General features: G+C 59.7%; 12 protein-coding genes. 1 reads left to right on the top strand and 11 read right to left on the bottom strand.

Features of this window, described 5'->3' with window-relative positions:
• Positions 1-45: 45 nt before the first annotated feature.
• From astD to KBP52_RS25790, 4 genes are all read right to left on the bottom strand, one after another.
• Positions 46-1515 carry a succinylglutamate-semialdehyde dehydrogenase gene (gene astD / locus KBP52_RS25805; protein WP_212623163.1) on the bottom strand — a complete coding sequence of 490 codons (1470 nt, stop codon included), beginning with the start codon at positions 1513-1515 and terminating at the stop codon, positions 46-48.
• Complete coding sequence (astA, locus tag KBP52_RS25800; RefSeq protein ID WP_077574191.1) at positions 1512-2537, bottom strand: arginine N-succinyltransferase; 1026 nt, start codon at positions 2535-2537, stop codon at positions 1512-1514. The genes astD and astA overlap by 4 nt, the downstream gene beginning before the upstream one ends.
• Positions 2538-2588: 51 nt before the next feature.
• Positions 2589-3608, bottom strand: coding sequence for an arginine/ornithine succinyltransferase subunit alpha (gene aruF, locus KBP52_RS25795; RefSeq protein ID WP_007919353.1), 1020 nt, complete (start codon positions 3606-3608; stop codon positions 2589-2591).
• A 214-nt stretch (positions 3609-3822) separates the two neighbouring features.
• Positions 3823-5043, bottom strand: a complete 1221-nt coding sequence (locus KBP52_RS25790) for an aspartate aminotransferase family protein (RefSeq protein ID WP_008077923.1) — start codon at positions 5041-5043, stop codon at positions 3823-3825.
• 303 nt (positions 5044-5346) lie between these two features.
• On the opposite strand from KBP52_RS25790, the gene KBP52_RS25785 reads away from it, so the two are divergent.
• The gene (locus tag KBP52_RS25785; protein ID WP_212621263.1) at positions 5347-13152 is read left to right on the top strand and encodes a DUF6543 domain-containing protein; all 7806 of its coding nucleotides are present in this window, start codon (positions 5347-5349) and stop codon (positions 13150-13152) included.
• Positions 13153-13171: 19 nt separating this feature from the next.
• Here KBP52_RS25785 and argR read toward each other — a convergent pair whose 3' ends face one another.
• The 7 genes from argR to acs form a co-directional block, all read right to left on the bottom strand.
• Positions 13172-14152, bottom strand: coding sequence for a transcriptional regulator ArgR (gene argR, locus KBP52_RS25780; RefSeq protein ID WP_034153329.1), 981 nt, complete (start codon positions 14150-14152; stop codon positions 13172-13174).
• A gap of 244 nt (positions 14153-14396) precedes the next feature.
• Positions 14397-15161 (bottom strand): ATP-binding cassette domain-containing protein, encoded by a 765-nt coding sequence (locus tag KBP52_RS25775; RefSeq protein WP_007912705.1) that lies wholly within the window; start codon positions 15159-15161, stop codon positions 14397-14399.
• 27 nt (positions 15162-15188) lie between these two features.
• The gene (locus tag KBP52_RS25770) at positions 15189-16301 is read right to left on the bottom strand and encodes a M14 family metallopeptidase (RefSeq protein WP_123594083.1); all 1113 of its coding nucleotides are present in this window, start codon (positions 16299-16301) and stop codon (positions 15189-15191) included.
• A 1-nt stretch (position 16302) separates the two neighbouring features.
• Positions 16303-17001 (bottom strand): ABC transporter permease, encoded by a 699-nt coding sequence (locus KBP52_RS25765; protein WP_007912703.1) that lies wholly within the window; start codon positions 16999-17001, stop codon positions 16303-16305.
• Complete coding sequence (locus KBP52_RS25760) at positions 16998-17687, bottom strand: ABC transporter permease (protein ID WP_007912702.1); 690 nt, start codon at positions 17685-17687, stop codon at positions 16998-17000. The genes KBP52_RS25765 and KBP52_RS25760 overlap by 4 nt, the downstream gene beginning before the upstream one ends.
• A 91-nt stretch (positions 17688-17778) precedes the next feature.
• Positions 17779-18552, bottom strand: coding sequence for an ABC transporter substrate-binding protein (locus KBP52_RS25755; protein ID WP_077574196.1), 774 nt, complete (start codon positions 18550-18552; stop codon positions 17779-17781).
• 719 nt (positions 18553-19271) lie between these two features.
• Complete coding sequence (gene acs / locus KBP52_RS25750) at positions 19272-21227, bottom strand: acetate--CoA ligase (protein ID WP_007912698.1); 1956 nt, start codon at positions 21225-21227, stop codon at positions 19272-19274.
• Positions 21228-21361: the final 134 nt, after the last annotated feature.

Raw genomic sequence — 21361 nt, 5'->3', positions numbered from 1 at the left:
GGATTTTCATCGCTCTTGTAGGAGTGAGCCTGCTCGCGATGGCCGTTACGCCATTTTCACGCCAGGCGTCAGGGCTGCTGGCAAAGTCAGGCTCGGTGTTTCCAGCGACGCCACCGGATACGCGCAGTAATCCGCTGCGTAATAGGCGCTCGCGCGATGGTTGCCCGAAGCACCGACACCGCCGAACGGCGCGCTGCTCGCAGCACCGGTCAGCTGTTTGTTCCAGTTGACGATGCCGGCGCGGCTTTCCAGCCAGAACTGCTGATAACGCGCTTCGGAATCCGACAAAAGACCAGCGGCCAGACCATATGCCGTGTCATTGGCCTCAGCGATCGCCGCTTCGAAATCGGTGTAGCGGATTACTTGCAGCAACGGGCCGAACAGTTCTTCGTCCGGACGCTCGGCAACCGCCGTCACATCGACAATGCCCGGAGTCAGCAGCGCGGCTTGTGCCTGTGGCTGAGTCATCGCCAGCAGCGACACCGCGCCGTTGGCCAACAGATGTGCTTGAGCGTCCATCAGCGCTTTCGCCGCGCCGAGGGAAATCACTGAACCCATGAACGGCGCCGGTTGCTGATCGAATGCGCCGACTTCAATGGTCGCGCTGACTTCAACCAGACGCTTCAACAGACTGTCGCCCCAAGTCCCTTGCGGTACCAACAGACGGCGCGCGCACGTGCAGCGCTGGCCGGCAGAAATGAACGCCGACTGAATGATCGTGTAAACCGCCGCATCCAGATCCGCGACCTGATCGACCACCAGCGGGTTGTTGCCGCCCATCTCCAACGCCATAATCTTGTCCGGACGTCCGGCGAATTGCTGGTGCAGGTGATTGCCGGTGCGGCTGGAACCGGTGAAGAACAGACCGTCGATGCCCGGGTTCGCCGCCAGCGCGATGCCGGTTTCGCGAGCGCCTTGCAGCAGGTTCAGCACGCCGGCCGGCAGACCGGCTTCGATCCAGCACTTGACCGTCAGCTCGGCGACTTTCGGCGTCAGTTCGCTTGGCTTGAACAGCACGCTGTTACCGGCCAGCAATGCCGGAACGATGTGACCGTTCGGCAAGTGGCCGGGGAAGTTGTAAGGGCCGAACACCGCGACTACGCCGTGCGGCTTATGGCGCAACACTGCAGTAGCATCGCCCAGCGGGCCGCTTTTCTCTCCGGTACGTTCACGGTAGCTCTGCACCGATATCGCGATCTTGTTGACCATGCTGGTCACTTCGGTCGCAGATTCCCACAGCGGTTTACCGGTCTCTTCACCAATGGTGCGAGCCAGTTCGTCAGCGTGGTTTTTCAGCGACGTGGCGAAAGCTTCAAGCACGCTGATGCGCTCTTCCAGCGTACGACGTGCCCAGCCCGGAAACGCCTGACGCGCAGCCTGCACCGCCGATTCAACCTGAGCAGTGGTGGCGCCCTCCCCCGACCACAGCACTTGCTGGGTCACCGGGTTCAGCGATTGAAAAGCTTCACCCTGACCGGCCAGCCACTCACCTGCGATGTATAGCGAATTCATTATTTCGACTCCCGTGCAGCGGACAACGCCACGGCGCGCACTTGGTCGCCAGCGTTGAGTTGAAGACGTTTGGCGGTCTGCGGATCGACCACCAACGTACCGGCAGCCAGACGCGCCGGCGCAGCAGTGATGCGGCAGTCTTCGCGCTTGCGGTTATGGATGATGAACGGCGTCGCGTCGTCGCCCGGTGTACCAACAGCGAGCACCAGCGCTTCACTGTCACGCACCGCGCGGATCTTGCCGGTTTCGCATTCGATGGCCGGGCCGGCGTCGAAAATGTCGACGTAACCCTGATAGCTGAAACCTTCACCCTTGAGCATCGCCAAGGCTGGCTCGGTGTCCGGGTGAACCTGACCGATGACACTGCGCGCGCCTTCGGAGAGGAAGCAGGTGTACAGCGGGAATTTCGGCATCAGCTCAGCGATGAACGCCTTGTTGCCGACACCGGTGAGGTAATCGGCCTGGCTGAATTCCATTTTGAAGAAGTGCCGACCGAGGCTTTCCCAGAACGGCGAACGACCGGCGTCATCGGAGACACCGCGCATTTCGGCAATGATCTTGTTGCCGAACAATTCCGGGAATTCGGCGATGAACAACATCCGCGCCTTCGACAGCATGCGACCGTTCAGACCGCTGCGGTAATCGGCGTGCAGAAACAAAGAGCACAGCTCGGAATTACCGGTCAGGTCGTTGGCCAGAAACAGCGTCGGAATCTCGCGATAGATGTTCAGCTCTTGCGAGGCGCTGACGGTGAGGCCAACCCGGAAGTTATACCAAGGCTCACGCATACCGACGGCGCCTGCGATCGCAGAAATACCCACCACGCGACCGTCGTCATCTTCGAGCACGAACAGGTAGTCCGCATCGCCACGGCCGGCTTCGCCGCGAAAGGTCTTCTCGGCCCAGCCGACCCGATGGGCCAGACGTTCTTCGTTGGCCGGCAATGTGGTCAGGCCGGTGCCGGTGCTGCGGGCCAGGTCGATCAGCGCGGATAAATCGCTGCTGCGTACGGGACGAACAATCATGCTATCTCCTCAAACGGGCCGCTTTCGCCACCCGTGAAACTCGCTAAGGCGTTAAACCGCCACCAGGCGCACGCTGGCACCTTCACCGACGCCCAGGGCTTCGGCCGCTTCCAGATCCAGAGTCACCGGTTTACCCGGCGCGTAGTCCAGCTCCAGCAACACCGCGCGGTAATCCTGCAACTGCGCGTTGGCCACCAGATACTGGCGCCCGGCACCTTTCACCGGCTCGCCGATTTTCACTGGCACCACGCGGCTCTGGGCGATCGAACGGATCCCCGAAACACGTGCATGCAGGGTCGGGCCACCGTCGAAAATGTCGATGTAGTGATCGGTCTCGAAGCCTTCGCGCATCAGGATGTCGAAGGTGATCTGCGCACGCGGGTGCACCTGGCCCATCGCCTCTTGGGCGGAATCCGGCAGCAACGGCACGTAGATCGGGTAATGCGGCATCAGTTCGGCGAGGAAAGTACGGCTTTTCAGCCCGCACAGGCGCTCGGCTTCGGCGTAATTGAGGTCGAAGAAGTTGCGACCGATCGCGTCCCAGAATGGCGAGTCGCCGTTCTCGTCGCTGTAACCGACAATCTCGGTCACTACCGAATCGGCAAAACGCTCCGGGTGGCTGGCGACGAACAGCAAACGGCCACGGGAGTTGAGTTCCGACCACGGCGAACCGACTAACTCACGCTGCACGTAGAAGCTGGTCAGCAAGCTGTTGCCGGTCAGATCGTGGCACTGCGAGAGCACGTGGATCTTGTTGTGGATCTTCAGCTCGCGCGAGGCGTGCACGAAGGTCTCGTTGCGGAAGCTGTAGAACGGCTCCGAATAACCCGCCGAGGCGACAATCGCCGAGCAGCCGACCAGCTTGCCAGTGGTGGAATCTTCGAGGACGAAGAAGTAACTCTCTTCACCGTTGAAACTCACTTCGGCAGCGAACGAAGCTTCGCTTGCAGCGATCTTGTCGCTCAGACGTTCCACGTCATCCGGCAAGGAAGTGACACCAATCGGGCTGTCCGCAGCCAGACGCTGTACCTCGCCCAGATCAGCCATTTGCGCGGGGCGCATCACCAGCATGGTGTCACTCCTTTTCTCTTATCAATTCACAGAAAAATAACCGGGCCTACATAGAGATCAATGTAGGAGTGAGCCTGCTCGCGATTGCGGTCTGTCAGAAACCAATGAGTCGACTGACATACCGCAATCGCGAGCAGGCTCACTCCTACAGTTGATCTGGTCCGGCATAAAATTTTGATCGACGCCTGAAAAACTCCAGGCGCCGAAGGGTCTATCAGGCTTGCGTCAGTGCTGCGGCAGCGCGTTCGAAACGATCCAGGCCGGCATCGATATCAGCGTCTTCCACCACCAGGCTCGGGGCGAAACGGATCACGTCCGGGCCGGCTTGCAGAATCATCAGGCCTTCTTTTTCAGCGGCGTTGAAGATGTCTTTGGCCTTGCCTTTCCAGGCATCGCTCAGCACGCAACCGATCAGCAGACCGAGGCCACGCACTTGGGTGAACAGGCCGTATTTCTCGCCGATCTGCTCAAGGCGCGCCTTGAACTTGTCGTGCTTGGCGTTCACGCCGTTCAGCACTTCCGGGGTGTTGATCACGTCGATCACGGCTTCCGCTACCGCACACGCCAGCGGGTTGCCGCCGTAAGTGGTGCCGTGAGTGCCGACGACCAGATGTTTGGCCAGCGCTTCGGTGGTCAGCATCGCCGCGATCGGGAAACCACCGCCCAGGCTCTTCGCGCTGGTCAGGATGTCCGGGGTCACGCCGTAATGCTGGTAGGCGAACAGCTTGCCGCTGCGACCCATGCCGGTCTGCACTTCGTCGAACACCAGCAGCGCGTTGTTCGCGTCGCAGAGTTCGCGGGCACCTTGCAGGTAGGCTAGTTCGGCTGGCAGTACGCCGCCCTCACCTTGAATCGGTTCCAGCACGACCGCACAGGTCTTGTCGGAAACGGCGGCTTTCAGCGCGGCCAGGTCGTTATAAGGCACGTGGGTGATGCCGGTGATTTTCGGGCCGAAACCGTCGGAGTACTTCGACTGGCCACCGACGTTGACGGTGAACAGGGTACGGCCGTGGAAGCTGTTCAGCGCGGCGATGATTTCGTACTTCTCGGTGCCGAAACGGTCGAACGCCACACGACGGGCCAGCTTGAACGCGGCCTCGTTGGCTTCAGCGCCGGAGTTGCAGAAGAACACGCGCTCGGCGAACGTGGCGTCGATCAGCTTGTGCGCCAGACGCAAGGCCGGTTCGTTGGTGAACACGTTGGACACGTGCCACAGCTTGTTCGCTTGCTCGGTCAAGGCACCGACCAGCGCCGGGTGCGCATGGCCCAATACGTTAACGGCAATCCCGCCGGCGAAGTCGATCAGCTCGCGGCCGGCCTGATCCCAGACACGGGAACCGGCGCCACGCACCGGAATGAAAGCGGCAGGCGCGTAGTTGGGAACCATTACCTGGTCGAAATCGGCGCGTTGTACCGCAGCGTGCTCAACGGACATCGGAGTCTCCTGATGAGGGCCACCCGCCTGAAACTGGCGAGCGATGGGGGGATTGTAAGGACAGTTTTCTGCCCGGCCTTGTCGCCAAGCGACAACTTCTTATAGCGCAAACCCCGGATTTTCCCGGGTTTACGGCAATGCGACAAATAGCGTCGCAAAGGCGCAGTTTACCGGGCGCCGCCGATTTGCGGCAGGTTGCTGAGAATACCAATTCAACCCCGCGACAAAGATATAAATATGTACCGCACAAGGGTGGCCCATTCCTGATTTGCTGCGCGTTCTTTCAACGCCAAGGATTGGCCCATGCACCTGACTCAACGACACCCTGCGGCAGCCTCGACCGCCACGAGTGACGAGCAGTATCAAGACGATCATTATCTGCCGCTGAAAAACGCTCTGCCCGACTGGCTCGGCAACGCTTCATCGACCCGCCGCCAGGCATTCCAGAACAGTCTGCCCCGCCTGTCCACCTCACTCCAATCGGCCCCCGCCGAACAGCATCAACAGATGAAGACCCTCAACGCCGCGCACTGGGCCGCGCAAAGCAAGGTCGACCAAAGCCTGGAGCACCTGCAGGACGCCAGCGCCTTTGCCGAACCCTTGCTCAAGGAGGAACTGAAAAAAAACTTCGACCTGGATCTGGATGTGCGCAACACCTTTGTGCGCCTGTATATCCCCGCGACGACCCCCTGGTTCCCGATCAGAACCGGTACACGCGCCTGGACTGTTTCGTTACTGGAGGCTGCGCTGCACAACTTCGAGGAAGCGGAGACCCGCGATGACGCCTTCGACGTTGACTCGACCTTTGTCACCCGGCCTTCCACCTCCGGCCAGTTCATGACCCTGCCGTCGATCAAGGCCAAACTGAGCATTGCTGCCTTCACCAGGCTGTGCCGAAGGCTGGATATCGGCGCGCAGTACAAAACTCATCTCGAAGATAACCTCGGTTACACCGATCCGATGGTGGCTGCCGTACTGCGCAGCAAACTGGACGACAGCCAGAAAGCCGCGATGAAAGCCGCCCTGCAGTGGGCGCGGATGAACCGCGACGTGTCGGAAAGTTACTTTCGCTTGATCGACGCCGTGCTCGACGGCATGAAAGGTCTGTATGTCAGCGGGGCGCCTGTGGTGTGCCATGACATGGGGATGCTGTGCGCGCCGCTCACCGGCATCGTCGTGTTTGCCCCTGATCTGTACGCATCACGCGACCCTGCGCGCGTGGTGGCTTACGTCCCCGATGATCCCGAGCACCCCTTCAAGGAATACGCCTCGACCAACGATCTGATCGTCGAACTGACGCGCCAGTTACGCTCGAAAGACTACCAGCAGTTTTTCAGCCGCTTCGTGAACCACGAACATCGCGGCTTTTTCTTCAGCACCCTCAATAGCCGCTTGACGAAGATCGAGTGGCATCCGCCAGAGCCCGGCAGCTCACTGCCCGCGTGGCGCGAAACGCCCGTCGAGCATCCCGATCTGCAGACCACGCTGACGCCGTTCCATGACGGTCTGTGGCAACACCTTTACCAAACGAAACTGAACAAGATCTTCAATGACGCCCGAGTGATCGCCGTACCCACCGCTATCGTCGATCAAAAAGCACGCTGGGCGTTCTGGGATTCGGTGAGCAACGTCATCTCCAACATCGTGCAGGCCGCCGCGCTGATCGTCGCACCGTTCGTGCCGGTGCTGGGTGAAGCAATGATGGCCTATATGGCCTATCAAATGCTCGATGAAGCCTTCGAGGGCATCATCGAATGGGGACAGGGGCGCACGACCGAAGCATTCACACACCTGATGGGCACCGTCGAATCGTTGATCCAGCTGGGTATCTTCGGCATGGGCGGTGCGATTGGCGCCGGCGAGTTTCGCAAAGTCTTGCCCAAGGAAGTTGTCGCATTCATCGATCGCTTCAAGCCTGTGAAGCTGGCCAGCGGTGCAACCCGCTACTGGGAGCCCGATCTGGCCCGGTACCAACACCCGGCAGAACCCGATGCCAGTTCAATACCCAATGAACTGGGCTTGCACACTCACCAGGACAAACAACTGCTGCCACTTGAGAATGCCCACTTTGCAGTCAGTGAAGGCGCGGTTCCCGGCCAGTACCGCATTGATCACCCGACCCGACCCGGCGCTTACCAGCCGGTGGTGCGGCACAATGGCGCCGGCGCCTGGCACACCGAGCTGGAACGACCACTGGAGTGGGACACCGACACGGCGCTGCGGCGAATCGGTCCGGCAGTCGAGTCGTTCTCACCGACCGAGCGCGAGGCATTGCTGCGGGTCAGCGGCGTCACCGAAGATGCCGTGCGCAAAATGCATGTCGATCAGCAAACGCCGCCACCCCTGCTGGCTGATAGCATCCAGCGCTTCAAGATCGATCAGCAACTGCAACGCCTGATCAATCAGCTCGATAGCGACGTCAGCGAGGAATTCCTGCGGGCCGACCCCGTGACGCAGTTGCAACTGCTGACGCAACACGGCCGCTGGCCAGACAACCAGCGTCTGCGTTTGATCAACCAGCAGGGCGAGTTGGTCTGGCAATCTTCGGCGGACGAAACCTTGCCGCTGACCGAGCTTGATCAAAGTCGCCTGATCGACGGCGATCTGCTCAAGAGCCTGCTGGCTGCCCTCGACGAACAACAAGCCAGAGCCCTGCTCGCAGAACCATTCGGCGGACCAATGCCTTCGCTTGGCGTGCGCAGCCAAACCCTGCGTCAGCAACTGGCCGGTCTCGCCCGCCGCCATCGCAGCTCGCTGTTCGAATCGCGCTATCAGGCACTCCAGCGTGTCGACGACCCGTTGGCCCAAGCCCTTGTCAGCCGCGATCCGACACTGCCGGCCAGCATCACCCGGGAACTGCTCGACACCGCCAGTGGCAGCGAGCTGTTGCAGATCAACGAGGGAGACCTGCCGGAGCGTCAACAGGACCTCATGCAACTGGCCAATCAGGAAGTACGCGTCACCCGTGCTTACGAAGGGCTGGCACTGGACTCGATGAACAATCCCGATTCCGATGCACTCGCTCTGCACAGCATCAAGCTATTGCCAGGCTGGAGCGGCGACGTACGCCTCGAAATCCGCGATGAACGCTACGAAGGTCTCGTACTCAACAGCATCGGCATCGAAACCGCGCCCGCACGCAAAGTACTGGTTCGCCAACAGGACGGTCGCTACCAGCCCTATGACGAACGCGGTCAGGAACTGCATTCGGCCACTGATTTCTACTCCAGCGTTTTGTATGCGTTGCCCGACGGTGAACGCCAAAACCTGAAGATGCAGATTGGCCAGAACGATCGGCTGTACTCGGCGATCCGTGAGCGGACACTGGCGCGCAACGAGCTGCGCACCGTGTTGTTCGAGGCGCCGATCCGCCAGCCTGTCGTCGATACGCTGCGCCTTGAAGGCTTTGGCAATCAGCGACTGAATACACCCAGGCGCGTTGAAGATGTCGATTTTTTTGAGGCGGGCGAACTCGGTGCGGTGGGCATTGAAAACCAGGACAACCTGACCACCACCGGCCAGCGAATCATCAGCCCCGAAGAGCGCGCCCAAGAGGTCTTTCGAGGCATTTCCACCGACGAAGCACGAGCTTATGTCGCCCCGTTCCAGAATGATCCGACAGCACTCAACGCTGAACTGGCCGCACGTCGCGACGAGCACTTCAAGCTCAGTGATGACCTGCGTCGCTGGGAAACCGATGTCCCCGCCAACGACCCGGCCAGCGGCCTGCCATTGACCTACATGCAGCGCCGGGCAGCCCGGCAGAATCGTGCCCTGTTCAGAGAGGCACTTTTACGCTGCTGGCGCAGACAGACTCGCGGGCCCTCAGGCTACATGCTGCAGATCGCTGAACCGATCGTCGGTGACCTGCCTTTGCTGGAGGCGGATTTCAGCCACGTCTCCATGCTCTCGATCAATGGCAGTGCCAGTACCGGGGCCGTGGATGTTTTTCTGCAACGCTTTCCGGGAATGCTGTATCTGGATGCGCAAAACCTCAACCTGCCGAATCTGCCCCAAGCCTTGACCGCCATGCCCCATCTGCGCCAGTTGATCCTGCGCAACTGCGGCGTCAGCCACTCGGCGGCCAACCAGGCAGTGTTTGCGGCATTGCCCAAGCTCTCGCTGCTGGACCTGCGCGGTAATCCGCTGAATGCGCTACCCGATATCAGCGCTCTACCCTCGCTGCGCTACGTCAATCTGTCGCGAACCGGTATTTCGACGCTGCCGGACAATCTGCTCGATCATCCGGTGCTGATTTCCGGCAATTTCCAGGGCAACCGGATCACCGAAATACCGCCATCCTTTTTCAATCTGGCCAGCTCGCTCAGTGACGGTTTCGGGTTTGCGGACAACCCGCTGACGGCGGCAACGCGAGAGAAGGTCAAGACGTTCTACAACCACACCGGAAAACACTTCGGGGTACGGCCGGAGGCTGCAGACATCGAGCGCGCGGTGGCACTGTTTCCGGCGCTGGAGATTGATCAGGCCAGTGAACTTCTGTATCGGATACCCGGCCCCCTGGTTGAAGGTCGAGCCCAACTGGCCCGCTGGGAAGCCGAACTCAGCACGCTGAAAACCGAACTGGACGCGTGGGCCCAGCAGACTCCGGCGCTCGACCCCGTGTTCAAGCGCCCGTTGACGCTCGAGGAGCAAGTCCTGGAACGCAGTGCAAGGGAGACGTTCCGCAATAACCTGGAGCAGTTCTGGCGCAACAGATCGGCGTCGGCCAGGCAAAGCGAACTGGCGGCCAATCTGGACTTCGCCGGAAACATGCCCGCTCTCAGCGCCAACTTCGGCCATGTTTCCCGGTTAAGGCTGACGGGCAACAAAAACATCACCGCTCTGTTGCCATTCGTGCGCCGTTTTGAACATTTGAACACGCTGGAATTGCACGCCTTCGACCTTGAGCCGGTTGCGCTGTCAGAGATCAGGCTGCCGGGCCTCAATGTCCTCGAGCTCAACGACTGCGGTGTGGTGCTGACCCCGGAAAATCAGGCGACACTGGTATCACTCAACAACCTGCATACGCTGGATTTGAGCAACAACCCGCTGGGGACCTTCCCCGATCTGAATATGCTGCCCGAGCTGACCTACCTCGATCTGTCCAACACCGGCATCAACGTAGTGCCCGACGGACTGACCAGCCACCCGCACCTGCGCACCGCGATTCTCAGCGGCAACCGTATCAGCGAAATCCCCGATACCGTTTTTGAAATGACGGCCAATCAAAGTGACGGACTGGACTTCTCCGACAATCCGCTATCGAGTGCAACGCACAATAAAATAAAAGCCTATTACCGACGCACCGGTTTCGACTTCGACGTGCGCGCCGATGAAGGCGACATCGCCCTGATGCGTCAACTGTTCCCGTCCCTGGACGAACAAGAGGCCAGCGATGTGTTCTATGACTTGCCAGGCACTTTGGCAGATGGCCGGACGCAGCTCGTTCAATGGCGCGCCGAACTCAATCAGATGACCACCGACCTGACCTTGTGGGCTCCCCAGGTGCCAAGCACTCACCCGCTCACTGGGCAGATCCTCACGGCCATTGAGCTGTTCGACCAGTACGCCGCCCGATCCGAATTCGGCCAGCAGCTGGAACGATTCTGGCGTCACCGCTATGGCGAATCAGGGATGCGCGCCGACTTTCTCGAAGCCGACCTGAGGTTCTTTGGAGACTTCCCCCAACTGACCACGGATTTCAGCCATGTGTCTGGCGTGAAACTCAAAGGCAACGCCGCCATCGGCGCACCGGATGCGTTGACCGATTTGTTCGTGAACGCGCGGGAACTGGAACTGCGAAAATTCCCGCTGGATGAAATCCCCCAGACCGTGACTCGTCTGACGAAGCTCAAGGAACTGACGCTGAGCGATTGCGGCATCACCTTCACCGCCCTCGACCAGAGCACCCTTGCGACACGGCAAAACCTTGAACTGCTGGATCTGAGCCACAACCCGCTATCGACGGCACCTGATCTTCAGTCCTTCCCGGCCATGCGTGACATTCTGCTGACCAATACCGGTATTCCCGCCCTGCCCGAAGGCATCGCCAGGCATCCGAACCTGAAAAACGCCCTGTTGAACGACAACCGTATCAGCGATCTCCCCGAGGCTTTTTTCAGCATCGATCTGGACCTTGCCGACGGGCTCAATCTGGGCAACAACCCGCTGTCCCTGGCGGCTCGCGAACGTATCAAGACTTTTTATGTCGAGCACGGACGCCACTTCGATGTGATGCCGGACGTCAGCGATCTGAGCAGCGCGCTACGGCTGTACCCGGAGATGGATGTCGACGACGCCAGTCACATGATCTATCACCTGCCTGGCAGCTTGCAGGCCGGTACGGCGCAACTGGCGCGCTGGGAGGTGGAGATCAGCCAGATGCTCAGCGACCTCAATACCTGGACCGAACGCGTACCGGTGCGCAACCCTGCGACCGGCGAACACTGGGGGGCATTCCGACGAACACTGGAAAGGAGCAACAGGAAACAGTTCAGTGAGAAACTGGAGGAATTCTGGCGCGGCAGAAACCCGAACAAACTCGAGTTGAGGCTGAACTCGCTGGAATTTGATGCGTCCTTCGCCGGTGAATTACCGTCGTTGACGGCCGATTTCAGCCACGTCATCCGTCTGTCCATACGCGGCAATGAGGCGTTGAATGCACCCACGGGTTTTCTGTCGTGCTTCAGCGGATTGCAGGTGCTGGAACTGCGCAGTTTTGCCTTGGGCCGGATGCCCCGTGCACTCTCACTGATGCCGGCTGTGGAAACACTGACGCTGAGCAGTTGCGGCATCGTTCTCGATAGCGTGGGGCAGACCACGCTGACCGGACTGAGTCGCCTGAAGGCGCTGGACCTGTACAACAACCCCCTTGGCACCGCGCCGGATGTCAGCTCATTGCGAGTTCTGATGACACTCGACCTCAGTCGCACCGCTATCAGCCAGGTTCCCGTCGGCGTGGGCCAATTGCCGCGGCTGCGCTACGCGCTGCTGAGCGAAAACGCCATAGTCGATTTGCCGCAAGACATGACTGGCTTCGCTGCCAACGGGGTCGACCTGCGGGCCAATCCGCTGTCCGCCGCCGCCAGAGACCGAATCAAAACCGACTATCAGATCACTCGCCAGCATCTGGGTGTAACGGCCGCAGAAGCGGACATTGCCCTGACGCAATCGTTATACCCACGCATCAGCGAAGTCGATGCTAACCATCTGATCTACAGGCTGCCCGGCACGCTCGCCGAGGGGCATCTTGAATTGCTGCGCCGGCAGAGCGACCTTGCGGCATTACTGGGCGAACTCGGGGCCTGGGCGAAGGAGGCCCCGCGCGATCCAGTCACAGGCGCCACCCTGGGGGGCGAAGCACTGCGGCAGGAAAATGCCAAAAGAGCCTGGTTCGTAAATGGCCTGGAACGCAGATTGCGCGAAGCTCCGATAGGTTTTTCCTCCACCGAACTCACCTGTGATCTTTCGTTCACCGGCGAGTTGCCAACACTGAGTGGGCGCTTCGAGCAGATCAGCGAGCTGACACTGACCAGTACCGCGAAAGTACATCCTCGGGTTGATCGCCTGCTTGAGCTGCTGCCGAATCTGGAGCAACTGGACATACGGGCCTATCAGCTCAATGAGATCCCCCAAGCGGTATTCACCTTGAACAAGCTGACTCACCTGGAACTGCCCGATTGCCAAATCACCCTGAACGCGCAAACGGTGAGCGCCCTGGCACGCATGGAAAACCTGCAAGTTCTCGACCTGAGCCACAACCCGCTGGGGCTGGCACCAGACCTGCGAAACCTGCGGACGTGCTACTCGTTACATCTGGGCCACAGCGGGTTGAGTGACCTTCCAGCCGGGCTTTTCGAACTGCCCCGTTTGAATTATGCCGATCTGTCCGCCAACGCCATTACCGAGCTTCCTGACCCGCTGCCGTCACCGACCCTCGGTTCAGGGGCCACTTATGACTTCAGTGGCAATCCATTAAGCACGCAGAGCGAGCATCGCCTGAGAACGTACAACGAGGCACTGATCGCCCGCAGACTGGAGGATCGAGAAACGCGAGCCAGCACAAACGAAGCGCTGGATGACTTCCAGGACCTTTCGTTTTCCGATTGACCCCGGCGCTCGACGCGGTCTAACCGCGCTCGGGTGGCACTGACGACAATTCGAACGGGCTGCTGCTGCGCCGCTGGTTGCGATCTTCCCGCGGCGTGGCACCGAAGAAGTTGCGATAGGCGCTGGAGAAATGCGGCCCCGAGGAGAAGCCACACGAGAGGCCGATCTGGATGATCGACTTGCTGGTTTGCATCAACATCTGCCGGGCCTTGTTCAGGCGCAATTCCAGGTAGTACTGGCTCGGCACACGGTTGAGGTATTGCTTGAAGATCCGTTCCAACTGACGACGGGATACGCACACGTGCTGGGCGATTTCGTCGGTGGTCAGCGGCTCTTCGATGTTGGCTTCCATCAGCAACACCGCTTGGGTGAGTTTTGGATGACTGGAGCCGAGACGGTTTTGCAGCGGGATGCGCTGGCGCTCGCCGCCTTCACGAATGCGTTCAACCACCAGTTCTTCCGAGACCGCACCGGCCAGTTCCGCACCGTGATCGCGGGCGAGTACCGCCAGCAACAGATCGAGCACGGACATGCCGCCGCAGGCGGTCAGGCGATCGCGATCCCAGTCGAACAGGTGACTGGTGGCGATGACTTTCGGGAAACGCTCGGCAAAATCGTCCTGCCAGCGCCAATGCACGGCAGCGCGATAACCGTCGAGCAAACCGAGTTGCGCCAAGGGATAAACGCCAGCGGACAAACCGCCGATGACGGTTCCCGCACGCACCAGTTGCTTGAGCGCACTGCTGAGTGCCGGCGCCAATGTGGTCGGCGGCTCGTCAGCGAGCAGGAACAGTTTCTGGAAATTTTCGAGCTTGCCGGTCCAGGCTTCGCCGGGCAATTGCCAGGCACCTTCAGCCGGTGGCTCGGCTTGCAGGAACGACAGTTCGTAAACCACGTCCGGGTGCACCCGCTGAGCAACACGCAAGGCTTCCTCCGCCAGCGCCAGCGTCAACGCTTTAGTGCTGGGCCAAATCAGGAAACCAATTCGATGGGCAGTCATGGGCGGGCAATCCGAAGCGAAGAACAGTGATGAAGGCATGGGCCAATGCTAGCCCGTAAATGAACACAAATCTTGAAACTGCACAGCTCAAATGTAGGAGTGAGCCTGCTCGCGATGGCGGTGTAACAGTCAACATTACTGCTGTCTGAACCACCGCTTTCGCGAGCAGGCTCACTCCTACAAGGGATCTCGGTCAGTCTCTAGGTCGCGAAGCATGACCTAATCTGGTGCATAACGGCAGCGATTACTTGAGGCTGCCCGAGAGGAATTGTTGCAAGCGTTCCGATTGCGGATTCACCAGCACTTCACGCGGGTTGCCGCTTTCTTCAACAACGCCTTTGTGCAGGAACACCAACTGGTTCGACACTTCACGCGCAAAACCCATTTCGTGCGTGACCACGACCATGGTGCGACCTTCCTGAGCCAGTGCTTGCATCACCTTCAACACGTCGCCAACCAATTCAGGGTCGAGCGCCGAGGTCGGTTCGTCGAACAGCATTACCTCAGGTTCCATCGCCAGCGCACGGGCAATCGCCACACGCTGCTGCTCGCCACCGGACATGTGCCCAGGGAACGCGTCTTTACGATGGGCCACGCCGACCTTGTTCAGGTAGTACTCGGCTTTCTCGCGGGCTTCGTACTTGGGTACGCCGAGCACGTGAACCGGCGCTTCCATGATGTTTTCAATTGCAGTCATGTGCGACCACAAGTTGAAATGCTGGAACACCATCGACAGGCGCGAACGCATGCGTTGCAGCTGCTTCGGATCAGCGGCTTTCAGCGCGCCGTCCTTGTTCGCTACCAGTTTCAGCTCTTCGTTGTTGAGCAGAATCTTGCCCGCGTGCGGCTGCTCGAGCAGGTTGATGCAGCGCAGGAAAGTACTTTTGCCGGAGCCACTGGAGCCGATGATGCTGATCACATCGCCGGCTGCCGCTTTCAGGGACACGCCCTTGAGCACTTCGTGACTGCCATAGCGTTTATGCAGGTCTTGGACTTCAAGTTTGTACATGCGGTCGGTTCTCACAAAAACAGTCAGTCAGTCGTTGAGCAAGCGCCCGTGACGCAGCGCTTCGCGCCCCGCCACCTTGGCCAGCCAGAAACCGGGTTGGGCATAACGCAGCCGTTCAATGGCAAACAGCACCCCGGAGGTACCAGCACATACCGTGCTGACCCGATCGGACAGAGGATCAATCACTTCAAAAATCTCGTCGCCGGCCTCGACCCACTCGCCGGGCTTGCGCAGAAAACTCACCACGCCAGGGTGCGGCGCGAACAGCAACTCGGTGCCTTCGAACGGCATGCCCTCACAGGCTTCGTGCGCCGGGTTCGGCCACTCGCCGGTGATCAAGCCTTGCTCGGCGAGGAACGCGAGAATGCCTTCAGCATACGCACAGGCTTCAGCGCGACCGGTGTCGGCCTGACCGCCCAGCTCAATGGTCGTCGCCAGGCACGCCAGCGGAATTTGCGCATCGGGGAACTGCCGCGACAGACGCAACCACGGCAGCGAACACGCTTCATCGAACGAGCTGCCGCCGGAATCTTCCGCGAGCAATCCGACCTTCACATTCAGATGCGCCGCCAGTGAACGCCACTGCGGCCAGTGCTGCGGCAACGCATACATGTGCAGCGCGGCTTCAGCATCGCAGTGCAAGTCAAGCACCACATCAGCGCTGCAAGCGTGGCTGAGCAACACACGTTGCATGCCTTGCAACTGGCTGCTCGCTTCCGGCAATGCCGCCAAGTGATCGGCCATCGCCTGACGGATCAGGCGCACATTGGCGTGCGGATCATCACCAAGGCTGTCAGCCAATGCCGCCGCAACCGGCGCGCTCAGCTCAACAAAATCACGGTTGAAATTCTTGCCGCTGCCGGCCTCGAAACGGCCCTGGTGATTGCCTTGCAGCAACTGCCCAAGACCCAACGGGTTGGCGACTGGCACCAGTTCGATGACACCGTTGAGCAAGCCTTTGGCTTCGAGCTCGCCGAGGCGCTTTTTCAGCTCCCAGGCGGTACGCATGCCCGGCAATTCGTCAGCATGGAGGCTGGCCTGAATGTAGGCCTTGCGCTCGCCATGCCCGAAGCGGAACACCGAAATCTTGCGCTCGCTGCCCAGATGGCTCCACGGCAATACGTGGTCGATGCGTTCCATATCAGTGCTTCCGCGGGGCCAGGTAGCTCAACCAGCGACGCTCGGCCAGTTTGAACAGCTTGACCAGAATGAACGTCAGGCACAGGTAGAACACGCCAGCGGTGATGTACGCCTCGAACGGCAGATAGAACTGCGCGTTGACGGTGCGCGCCGCACCGGTGATGTCGATCAGGGTGACGATGGAGGCCAGACTGGTGGTCTGCAGCATCATGATCACTTCGTTGCTGTACTGCGGCAGTGCCCGGCGCAGGGCCGATGGCAGCAGGATGCGCTTGTACAGTTTGAAGCGCGACATGCCCATGGCCTTGGCCGCTTCGATCTCACCGTTCGGCGTGGCCTTGAGGCTGCCGGCAATGATCTCAGCGGTGTAGGCGCTGGTGTTGACCGCAAAGGCCAGGCACGCGCAGAACGTTGCGCTGGACAGCCACGGCCACAAGAAGCTTTCGCGTACCGCTTCGAACTGCGCCAGACCGTAGTAGATCAGGAACAGTTGCACCAGCATCGGCGTGCCACGGATCACGTAGGTGTACAGCCACGCGGCGCCGTTGACGACCGGGTTCTTCGAGACGCGCATCAGCCCCAGCGGCAGGGCCGCGAGCAGACCGAAAAACAGCGACAGCGCGAGCAGTTTGAGGGTGGTCAGCAAGCCGCCGAGGTACAGCGGCATGGCCTCCCAAATGACGTTGTAGTCGAAGATCATAGATCAGCCGCCCTTACGCCTACCGAGTAGCGCTTCTCAAGTTGACGCAGGATCAGCAACGAAACACTGGTGATCACCAGGTACATCGCCGCCACTGCGAGGAAGAAGGTGAAAGGCTCGCGGGTGGCATCTGCCGCCTGCTTGGCCTTGAACATCATGTCTTGCAGACCGACCACGGAAATCAGCGCGGTGGCCTTGGTGAGTACCAGCCAGTTGTTGGTGAAGCCCGGAATCGCCAGGCGAATCATCTGCGGCACCATCACCCGGAAGAACACCTGAAAACTGCTCATGCCGTACGCCATGCCCGCTTCGGCCTGACCTTTGGGAATGGCCATGAACGCGCCACGGAAGGTTTCCGACAGGTACGCACCGAAGATGAAACCGAGGGTGCCGATACCGGCGGCCAGCGGATTCAAATCGATGTAGTCGTCATAGCCGAGCATCGGTGCGACGCGGTTGAGCAAGTCCTGACCGCCGTAGAAGATCAGCAGGATCAGCACCAGATCGGGAATCCCGCGGATCACCGTGGAATACAGATCGCCCAGCCAGGCCAGCCAGCGCACTGGCGACAGGCGCAACGCGACACCGATCAGCCCGAGAACGATGGCCAGAGCCATGGACGACAAGGCGAGCTGAAGCGTCAGCCATGCGCCATCGAGGATGACAGCCCCGTAGCCTTTCAACATGATTCAGGTCCTCGAAAGTTGGGATGAAAAAATGGCGCAAACCGCAGAGATCCTGTTGCTTGCGCCATTTCGGACTTGTCGCAGAGACGTCTTACTTGCCGTAGATATCGAAGGCGAAGTACTTGTCCTGGATTGCTTTGTATTTGCCGTTTTCGCGGATGGCCGTGATGGCAGCGTTGATCTTGTCTTTCAGGGCGTCGCCCTTACGGACTGCGATGCCTATGCCGTCACCGAAGTATTTGACGTCGGTGAACGCCGGGCCTGCGAAGGCGAAACCTTTGCCGGCGTCGGTGCTGAGAAAGCCATCTTGCAGCAGGGTGGCGTCAGCCACGGTACCGTCGAGACGACCGGCGGCCACGTCGAGGTAGATTTCGTTCTGCGAGCCGTACGGCTTGATCTCGGCACCCACTGGCGCGAGGACCTCGCGGGCGAAACGCTCGTGGATCGAACCACGTTGTACGCCGATGTTCTTGCCCTTCAGCTCAGCCAGACCTTCGCTGACCTGAGTACCGGCCTTCATGACCAGACGTGCCGGGGTGTTGTAGTACTTGTTGGTGAAGTCGACCGACTTCTTGCGATCTTCAGTGATCGACATCGACGACAGGATCGCGTCGATCTTGCGCACTTTCAGTGCCGGGATCAGACCGTCGAACTCTTGCTCGACCCACACACACTTGACCTGCATCTGCTCGCACAGTGCGTTGCCGATGTCGTAGTCGAAACCGACGATGCTGCCATCCGGTGCTTTCGAAGCGAACGGAGGGTAAGCCGCTTCGATACCGATCTTCAGAGGTTTTTCGTCAGCGAAGGCGTTCATCGACAGCACGGACAGTGCCAGGGCGCCAAGCAGCACAAGTTTCTTCATCTTGGGACTCCATCGGTAAAGGGCAAAAACGGCAGAGTGAGCGACAGCCCAATATGCGAATGGGTGAATCGGGAAATCGGTTGCTGCATCGGTGGGAAGTTTCCCATTGAAACCATCGCAGGTTTCAACGTCAGCCACGATGAGCGAGTGATCGGCATTCTAACGACAGGCCGGAAGCCGATATTTCTTCAATGCGACAACTAATTACAGATGCACAGAGAAAGCGACTTTGGCACATTGACAGCCTTGCAATTTCATGCAAGAGCGAAAGACAGTGAACCGATCTATGCTGCAAATTGCGGGCCTATTATTCGCAAACCCTTCTAATCCGGCAAGCGCAGCGTTGTGTCTTATTTTTCACTGGGGGTTTCGAGGCTCTAAAACGGGGCGATGCGTTTCCCTTTGCCCCGTCGCGGGGCGGGCGGTTACACATTCGGTTACGTGGAAGGTGTTGGGTAACAGCGGGAAATGTCTTACGGGGTAGATCGATAATTATTGGTTGGGTGCGCTGATGGTCTGACAATGGACTGCGATGGCGTCTGACAGATTGCTATCGCGAGCAGGCTCACTCCTACAGGGATCGCATTCCATCTGAAGGAACCCGGTCAATTGTAGGAGTGAGCCTGCTCGCGATGAGGCCAGCCCAGTCACCACAAAACCTCCAGACACAAAAAAGCCCCGCCCGGCAAAACCGGACAGGGCTCCTATGCTTCTAACGCTTAAGCAACATTCATGGTCTTGTGCGTATCAATCAAATGCTGCACCACACCCGGATCCGCCAGGGTCGAGATATCCCCCAACCCATCGTATTCCGCCGTGGCAATCTTGCGCAGAATGCGGCGCATGATCTTGCCCGAACGCGTCTTCGGCAGCCCTGGTGCCCACTGGATCACATCCGGCGAAGCAATCGGCCCGATCTCTTTGCGCACCCAGTTCTTCAGCTCCAGACGCAGCTGCTCGGTCGGCTCCTCGCCATTCTTCAACGTGACATAGACATAAATGCCCTGTCCCTTGATGTCATGCGGCACACCCACCACCGCTGCCTCAGCAACTTTCGGATGCGCAACCATCGCACTCTCGATCTCGGCCGTGCCCATGCGGTGACCGGATACGTTGAGCACGTCATCGACACGCCCGGTGATCCAGTAGTAACCATCGGCGTCACGGCGCGCGCCGTCACCGGTGAAGTACATGCCACGGAAGGTCTTGAAGTAGGTATCGACGAAACGATCGTGATCGCCATACAGCGTACGCGCCTGACCTGGCCACGAATCGAGAATCACCAGATTGCCTTCGGCCTCGCCCTCAATGATGTTACCGAGGTTGTCGACCAGCGCCGGCACCACACCAAAGAACGGACGCGCCGCCGAACCCGGCTTCAGCGCATGAGCACCCGGCAACGGGCTCATCATGTTGCCGCCGGTTTCGGTCTGCCACCAGGTATCGACGATCGGGCAACGCGACTTGCCGACATTCTTGTAGTACCAGTCCCAGGCTTCCGGGTTGATCGGCTCGCCCACGGAACCGAGCAGACGCAAGCTGCTGCCATCGGCGCCTTCAACCGCAGCCTGACCCGAGGCCATCATCGCGCGGATCGCGGTCGGTGCGGTGTAGAGGATGTTGACCTTGTGCTTGTCGACGATCTTCGCCACCCGGGTGATGTCCGGATAGTTCGGCACGCCTTCAAACAGGAGCGTGGTCGCGCCATTGGCCAGCGGGCCGTAGACGATGTAGCTGTGGCCGGTGACCCAGCCGACGTCGGCGGTGCACCAGTAAACTTCGCCCGGACGGTAATCGAACACGCGCTCGTGGGTCATAGCCGCATACAGCAGATAACCGCCGGTGGTGTGCTGCACGCCCTTCGGCTTGCCGGTCGAGCCGGAGGTATAAAGGATGAACAGCGCTTCTTCGGCGCCCATCTCTTTCGGCGCGCAAACGGTGCCCGCCACTTTCATCAGGTCTTCGTACCAGATGTCGCGATGCTGGTTCCACTTGATGTCGCCACCGGTGCGCTTGCAGACGATGACTTTCTGGATGCTGCTGGTTTCCGGGTTGGTCAGTGCGTCGTCAACGTTGGCCTTGAGGGAAATCTTCTTGCCGGCACGAATGCCTTCGTCAGCGGTGATCACCACTTTCGATTTGCAGTCGATGATGCGACCGGCCAAGGCTTCCGGCGAGAAACCGCCGAACACCACCGAGTGAATCGCGCCGATCCGGGTGCAGGCCAGCATGGCGACCACGGCTTCGGGAATCATCGGCATGTAAATGGTCACCACGTCGCCACGGTGCACGTCCTGACCACGCAGGGCGTTGGCGAGTTTGCAGACTTGTTCGTGCAGTTCGCGGTAGGTGATGTTGCGGCTCTCGGAAGGATCGTCGCCTTCCCAGATGATTGCGACTTGATCGCCACGCTCGGCCAGATGACGGTCGAGGCAGTTGTAGGAAACGTTCAGGGTGCCGTCGGCAAACCACTTGATGTCGACATGGTGATCGTCGAACGACGTCTGTTTCACCGTGGTGAAAGGCTTGATCCAGTCGAGACGCTTGGCTTGCTCGCGCCAGAAGCCGTCAGGGTTGACGACCGACTGCTGGTACATGGCTTTGTAGGTCGCCTCGTCAGTCAGCGTGTTAGCCAGAACCTCGGGACGAACGGGATACAGAGAAGCCGCACTCATCTTTCCTACCTCGGTGTAATAGTTGTTTTTGTATGACCCTGTTGTAACGGGGCGGGGGCCATAGAACCATTCGACGATGGTAGTAACAAGCCCCTACAAACCCTCCACCTACCCCGCACGCAGATCTCCCAAAC

The sequence above is a fragment of the Pseudomonas sp. SCA2728.1_7 genome (assembly GCF_018138145.1).
GTDB lineage: Bacteria > Pseudomonadota > Gammaproteobacteria > Pseudomonadales > Pseudomonadaceae > Aquipseudomonas > Aquipseudomonas koreensis_A.
This window is presented reverse-complemented; position numbering and strand designations above follow the sequence as displayed.

What these genes read in the sequence shown, in the direction of transcription:
- astA (WP_077574191.1), bottom strand. Translation starts at nt 2,537, where the DNA reads ATGATTGTTCGTCCCGTACGCAGCAGCGATTTATCCGCGCTGATCGAC.
- aruF (WP_007919353.1), bottom strand. Translation starts at nt 3,608, where the DNA reads ATGCTGGTGATGCGCCCCGCGCAAATGGCTGATCTGGGCGAGGTACAG.
- KBP52_RS25790 (WP_008077923.1), bottom strand. Translation starts at nt 5,043, where the DNA reads ATGTCCGTTGAGCACGCTGCGGTACAACGCGCCGATTTCGACCAGGTA.
- KBP52_RS25785 (WP_212621263.1), top strand. Translation starts at nt 5,347, where the DNA reads ATGCACCTGACTCAACGACACCCTGCGGCAGCCTCGACCGCCACGAGT.
- argR (WP_034153329.1), bottom strand. Translation starts at nt 14,152, where the DNA reads ATGACTGCCCATCGAATTGGTTTCCTGATTTGGCCCAGCACTAAAGCG.
- KBP52_RS25775 (WP_007912705.1), bottom strand. Translation starts at nt 15,161, where the DNA reads ATGTACAAACTTGAAGTCCAAGACCTGCATAAACGCTATGGCAGTCAC.
- KBP52_RS25770 (WP_123594083.1), bottom strand. Translation starts at nt 16,301, where the DNA reads ATGGAACGCATCGACCACGTATTGCCGTGGAGCCATCTGGGCAGCGAG.
- KBP52_RS25765 (WP_007912703.1), bottom strand. Translation starts at nt 17,001, where the DNA reads ATGATCTTCGACTACAACGTCATTTGGGAGGCCATGCCGCTGTACCTC.
- KBP52_RS25760 (WP_007912702.1), bottom strand. Translation starts at nt 17,687, where the DNA reads ATGTTGAAAGGCTACGGGGCTGTCATCCTCGATGGCGCATGGCTGACG.
- KBP52_RS25755 (WP_077574196.1), bottom strand. Translation starts at nt 18,552, where the DNA reads ATGAAGAAACTTGTGCTGCTTGGCGCCCTGGCACTGTCCGTGCTGTCG.
- acs (WP_007912698.1), bottom strand. Translation starts at nt 21,227, where the DNA reads ATGAGTGCGGCTTCTCTGTATCCCGTTCGTCCCGAGGTTCTGGCTAAC.